This window comes from Pseudomonas entomophila (assembly GCF_029478665.1).
Classification (GTDB): Bacteria; Pseudomonadota; Gammaproteobacteria; order Pseudomonadales; family Pseudomonadaceae; genus Aquipseudomonas; species Aquipseudomonas entomophila_F.
Map to the genome: position 1 here is coordinate 1 of NZ_JARPQB010000095.1, position 5,348 is coordinate 5,348.

6 protein-coding genes are annotated in these 5,348 nt (G+C 64.9%); 2 read left to right on the forward strand and 4 right to left on the reverse strand.

From position 1 onward, the window contains the following. Together P5705_RS25765 and P5705_RS25770 are read left to right on the forward strand one after the other, a co-directional pair. Nucleotides 1-1,488 (forward strand): NCS1 family nucleobase:cation symporter-1 (locus P5705_RS25765; RefSeq protein ID WP_277463685.1); only part of this gene is annotated, 1,488 nt, incomplete at its 5' end. A gap of 17 nt (nt 1,489-1,505) precedes the next feature. Further along, nucleotides 1,506-2,234, forward strand: a complete 729-nt coding sequence (locus tag P5705_RS25770; protein ID WP_277463686.1) for an aspartate/glutamate racemase family protein — start codon at nt 1,506-1,508, stop codon at nt 2,232-2,234. An 83-nt stretch (nt 2,235-2,317) separates the two neighbouring features. Here P5705_RS25770 and P5705_RS25775 read toward each other — a convergent pair whose 3' ends face one another. The 4 genes from P5705_RS25775 to P5705_RS25790 all read right to left on the reverse strand — a co-directional run bounded on the left by P5705_RS25775 (nt 2,318) and on the right by P5705_RS25790 (nt 5,267). Then, complete coding sequence (locus P5705_RS25775; protein WP_277463687.1) at nt 2,318-3,511, reverse strand: D-amino acid dehydrogenase; 1,194 nt, start codon at nt 3,509-3,511, stop codon at nt 2,318-2,320. 45 nt (nt 3,512-3,556) lie between these two features. Further along, complete coding sequence (locus P5705_RS25780; RefSeq protein ID WP_277463688.1) at nt 3,557-4,219, reverse strand: histidine phosphatase family protein; 663 nt, start codon at nt 4,217-4,219, stop codon at nt 3,557-3,559. Between the two features lie 212 nt (nt 4,220-4,431). Next, nucleotides 4,432-4,770: an FKBP-type peptidyl-prolyl cis-trans isomerase gene (locus P5705_RS25785; protein ID WP_277463689.1), complete on the reverse strand. Its 339-nt coding sequence runs from the start codon at nt 4,768-4,770 to the stop codon at nt 4,432-4,434. An 83-nt stretch (nt 4,771-4,853) separates the two neighbouring features. Next, on the reverse strand, nt 4,854-5,267 hold the full coding sequence (locus tag P5705_RS25790) for a GFA family protein (protein ID WP_277463690.1): 414 nt from the start codon (nt 5,265-5,267) through the stop codon (nt 4,854-4,856). Nucleotides 5,268-5,348: the final 81 nt, after the last annotated feature.

A 5,348-nucleotide genomic window follows, 5' to 3' on the forward strand; every position in this document is an offset into this window, starting at 1 on the left:
CACCCCACCGCCCCCCCACTTGAAGGCCACCCAACCGACCTCGAACTGAGCCCACGCCTGCACAACCGCGACCTCGCCCCGACCAAGCTCGAAGGCCGGCGCTGGGGTGGCTACAGCATCTTCGCGCTGTGGACCAACGACGTGCACAACATCGCCAACTACTCCTTCGCCATGGGCTTGTTCGCCCTGGGGCTGGGTGGTTGGCAGATCCTCCTGTCCCTGGCGATCGGCGCGGCGCTGGTGTACTGCTTCATGAACCTGTCCGGCTATATGGGGCAGAAGACCGGCGTGCCGTTCCCGGTGATCAGCCGCATCGCCTTTGGTATCCACGGCGCGCAGCTCCCGGCGCTGATCCGCGCGGTGATCGCCATCGCCTGGTTCGGTATCCAGACGTATCTGGCCTCGGTGGTGCTGCGCGTGCTGCTGACCGCCGTGTGGCCACAGGTGGCGACCTACGACCACGACAGCATCCTCGGGCTATCGAGCCTGGGCTGGGTGTGCTTCGTGGGCATCTGGCTGGTGCAACTGGTGATCCTCGCCTATGGCATGGAGATGGTGCGCCGCTACGAAGCGTTCGCCGGCCCGGTGATCCTGCTCACGGTGGCCAGCCTGGCGGTGTTCATGTACGTCAAGGCCGACGCGCGCATCGCCTGGTCGGTGGCCGAACCGCTGAGCGGCTACGAGATGTGGCGCAACATCTTCGCCGGCGGCGCCCTGTGGCTGGCGATCTACGGCACCCTGGTGCTCAACTTCTGCGACTTCGCCCGTTCGGCGCCCTGCCGCAAGACCATCCGCGTGGGCAACTTCTGGGGCCTGCCGGTGAACATCCTGGTGTTCGCCGCGATCACCGTGGTGCTGTGCGGCGCGCAGTTCCAGATCAACGGCCAGATCATCGACAGCCCCACGCAGATCGTCGCCAGCATCCCCAATACCGCCTTTCTGGTACTGGGCTGCCTGGCCTTCCTGATCGTCACCGTGGCGGTAAACATCATGGCCAACTTCGTCGCCCCGGCGTTCGTGCTGAGCAACCTGGCGCCACGCCACCTGAACTTCCGCCGCGCCGGCTTGATCAGCGCCACCCTGGCGGTAGTGATCCTGCCGTGGAACCTCTACAACAGCCCGCTGGTGATCGTGTACTTCCTCTCAGGCCTGGGCGCCCTGCTCGGCCCGCTGTATGGCGTGATCATGGCCGACTACTGGCTGCTGCGCCGGGGCCGTATCAACGTGCCCGAGCTGTACAGCGAGAACCCCGCCGGCACCTACCACTACACCCGTGGCATCAACCTGCGCGCGGTGGCGGCGTTCATCCCCGCCGCTCTGCTGGCCATCGTCCTGGCCCTGGTGCCCAACTTCCATGGCGTGGCGCCGTTCTCGTGGCTGATCGGGGCCGGCATCGCCGCCGCCGTCTACCTGCTGATCGCGCCGCGACACGGCCAGTACGCCGATGTCAGCGGCGAGTGCATCGCCGTCGACCACAGCAGCCACTGAATTCAGGGAGACTCGTCATGCGTATTCTGATTGCCAACGTCAACACCACCGAAGCCATCACCGAGGCCATCGCCGAACAGGCGCGCAGCGTCGCCGCGCCCGGCACCGAGATTGTCGGCCTGACGCCCTGGTTCGGGGCCGAATCGGTCGAAGGCAACTTCGAGAGCTACCTGGCCGCCATTGCCGTGATGGACCGGGTGCTGGCCTATGAAGGGCCATACGATGCGGTGATCCAGGCCGGCTACGGCGAGCACGGCCGCGAGGGTTTGCAGGAGTTGCTCGACGTGCCGGTGGTGGACATCACCGATGCGGCCGCCAGTACCGCCCTGTACCTGGGCCACGCTTACTCGGTGGTGACCACCCTGGACCGCACCGTGCCGCTGATCGAGGACCGTCTGCGGCTGTCCGGCCTGTACGACCGCTGCGCCTCGGTGCGCGCCAGCGGGCTGGCGGTGCTGGAGCTGGAGGCCGACCCACGGCGTGCGGTGGAGACCATCGTCGAACAGGCCGAGCGCGCGGTACGCGAGGACAAGGCCGAGGTCATCTGCCTGGGCTGTGGCGGGATGGCCGGGCTCGATGAGCAGATTCGCCAGCGCACCGGGGTGCCGGTGGTCGATGGCGTGAGTGCGGCGGTGACCATCGCCGAGTCATTGGTGCGGATGGGATTGAGCACGTCCAAGGTACGCACCTACGCCACGCCGCGAGCGAAGAAAGTGGTGGGTTGGCCGATGCGCTTCGGGCGCTGAGTGAATTCGCCGGCAAAGCCGGCTCCCACAGGCAAGCGCCGAAACTGTAGGAGCCGGCTTTGCCGGCGAATGGGCCAGAGCGATCAACACAACATCCTGACCAGCCGCTGCGCACTGCCACAGGCCAAGGTGAACCCCAGCGCCCCATGCCCCAGGTTCATCCACAGGTTGCGGTAAGCCGTGGCACCGATGATCGGCACTCCGGTCGGTGTCGCCGGCCGCATCCCCGCCCATTCCACTGCCTGGCTGTAATCCGCGGCCCCCGGCAATGTCTCGCCCGCCAACCGACGCATGCTGCGCAGCCGGCCGGCATCCACCGACTCGTCATAGCCGACGATGTCCACCATCGCCGCTACCCGCAGTTTCTGGTCAAGCCGCGCATAGACGATCTTGCGTTCGTAGTCGGTGATGCTGACTTCCGGCGCCTGGTGCGCGGCAGTGATGGGGGCACTCAGGCTATAACCTTTCAACGGGTAGACTGGCAGTGTCAGCCCGGGTACCGCCAGCCCTGGGCTGCGATGACCGGCGCACAGCACCAGGCGCTCGACATCCAGTTGTTCCTCCCCAAGCGCCAGCCCGACCACCCTGTCATCACGGGTGATCAGCCGAGAAACGTGACGGCCCAACAGGATGCGGCACAGGCCGGACGCCAGCAGACGCTCGGCCAGACGCTGGCAGAACAAGTGACAATCAGCGACTTCCTCGTCGGGCGTGAACACCCCACCGATAAAAGGCGTATTGGCCAATGCTGGGTCCAGCCCACGCAGATCGACGGCGGCCAGTACCTGCTGGCTCCGCGGGTCAAGCAAATGATCACATCCGTGGGCGAAGGCCCTTGGTGTTCGAAAGGCAACCAGCTTGCCATTACGCCGCCAGGCAAAGCCCTCCAGGCCATCTTCTTCGCGCCAACGTGCCAGGGCGGCCTGGCTCTCCAGGGCCAGGTTCAGCAGTTGAGCCGCATTGCGCTGGTTTGTAGTACGTCGGCAGGCGAGAACAAAAGCCGCCAACCAACACCATTGCGCAGGGTCCATGCGCAGCCGCAAGCGCAGTGGCGAATCGCCCTGCAGCAACCAGCCAAGCGCCTGCCAGGGCACGCCAGCATCGGCCAGCGGCGCCACATAGCGATACGACAGTTGCCCGCCATTGGCGAAGCTGGTGGCACTGGCCAGGCTGTCACGCGCCTCGACCAGGTCGACCGACACCCCCTCGCGCACCAGTGCGTAGGCCGTCGCCAGGCCAACCACCCCACCCCCGATCACTGTCACCCGCTGGTTCATCGCACATCCCTGTCCAACTCTGCAGACCGAGACAGTAGCAGCAGGTCAGGTCGGACATCCATCCTCGCCGTGGTCGAGCCCCTGGCGCACGTTGCGGCTGAGCAGGCTGGCCTTGCCGTCACGCCAGGTCAGGGTGAGCACATAGAGCGTGTCGAAATCGTCGCCACTCCAGTCTTCGGTGATCACCCGCTTCTCGCCGAGGGCCTTGCCGGCCACGGTATTGATGAGTTCCGGCAGGTAGCCATGGGACCAGGCGGTATAGACGGTGGCATTACGGTACTTGTCGCGCAGCAGCTCGTCGGCCAGGTCCTCGGTGTCGTTGGCGCCGTAGTCGATGTTCACCGGCAGGCCCAGGCGGATGGCGCTGGGGGTGATGGTCATCAGGGGGCGGATATAGCTGTAGCTTTGGTCCTGGCTACCCTCCTCGACCTGGCGCGAGGGGTTGGCGGCGAACACGTAGTCAGCCTTGCCGAAGCGCTCTGGCAGCAACGTGGCCAGGTCCAGGGCGCGGTTGAGCCCCTGGCAGTTCAACTGCCCAAGCCCTTCGCCGGGTTTTTCGGCATGGCGCAGGAACACCAGTGTCTGGGTTCCGTCCACCGGTTGCGCGCGGATTTCGACCACGTCCAGCGCCAACGGCACAACCGCGGCGGCGAGCGCCAGGCTCAACAACAGGTGACGACGGCGGCGCAGGAAAGTTGGCAACTTCATCAAGGCAGGCTCTTGTGACCAGGGAAATCGGGATGCCTCGTCACATTGCCCTGCGGTCGCGGCCGCCGGGCGTCCCTGTCGTGAATGCCATCCGTGGCAGCGAGTGAGGGTCAGAGTGCCCTCAAGCCCTTTGGTTCCTCCCTGAATGCACATGCCGTTCCTTCGACAAGCCCACACTAGTGCTTGTGTGTTGCCGAATTATGGCGTTTGGCTCAATCGTCGCGGGTCAGCACTTCGAGCAGCTCGATCTCGAAGGTCAGGTCCGAGTTCGGCGGAATCCTGCCCATGGTCCGTTCGCCATAGCCCAGGTGCGCCGGCACCTGCAGCTTGCGCTTGCCACCTACGCGCATGCCCATCAGGCCTTGGTCCCAGCCCTTGATCACCCGACCAGTGCCGATCACGCACTGGAACGGTTTGCCGCGCGACCAGGACGAGTCGAACTCGCTGCCGTCGGCCAGCCAGCCGGTGTACTGGGTGGTGATCAGCGCGCCCTTGACCACGGCCTTGCCGTCGCCTTCTTGCAGGTCGGTGATGTGCAGTTCGCTGTTCATGATCAGATTCTCCCTGGGGCATACAGACAAAGGGCGCCGTTTTCTCAGGAATGCTTTGTTTTGGCAAGTGTGCCGGGTGGTTTCTATTGCGAGGTGAACAGCTCGAACGCTTGCTGGCCCGTCAATTCCTTGGTCTCGTTCTTGAAGCAGTACCAGGCGGGTTTTTCGTCGATGAAGATCTGCAGGTCGAAGTCCCAGGCTTCGTCGCCGTCGAGCAGACCGATGGGCAGGATGTAGATGTCGCTCTGTTTCACGCGATAGAACAGGTGGGTGCCGCAGGTGCCGCAAAAGCCCCGCTGGGCCCAGGGGGACGAGTCGTAGACGCTGGGCTCGGGGCCTTCGATCTTCGGAGGCTGGGTGCAATGCACGGCCAGCAGCGGGCCGCCGGTCCACTTGCGGCACATGCTGCAATGGCAGGCGCTGATCTGGGTGTTGTCGACGGTGGCCTTGAGGTGGGTCTTGCCGCAGAGGCAGGTGCCTTGTTTTTCCAGGGGCATTTGGGGAGCTCCGTGCTGGGTTGGGGATTGGGAGTATAGGCTTCGGCTTCGGCTTTCAGAGTGTGGGTTTGAAGGCTTGTG

Coding starts and splice junctions, on each gene's coding strand:
- P5705_RS25770 (WP_277463686.1), top strand. CDS start 1,506: ATGCGTATTCTGATTGCCAACGTCAACACCACCGAAGCCATCACCGAG.
- P5705_RS25775 (WP_277463687.1), bottom strand. CDS start 3,511: ATGAACCAGCGGGTGACAGTGATCGGGGGTGGGGTGGTTGGCCTGGCG.
- P5705_RS25780 (WP_277463688.1), bottom strand. CDS start 4,219: ATGAAGTTGCCAACTTTCCTGCGCCGCCGTCGTCACCTGTTGTTGAGC.
- P5705_RS25785 (WP_277463689.1), bottom strand. CDS start 4,770: ATGAACAGCGAACTGCACATCACCGACCTGCAAGAAGGCGACGGCAAG.
- P5705_RS25790 (WP_277463690.1), bottom strand. CDS start 5,267: ATGCCCCTGGAAAAACAAGGCACCTGCCTCTGCGGCAAGACCCACCTC.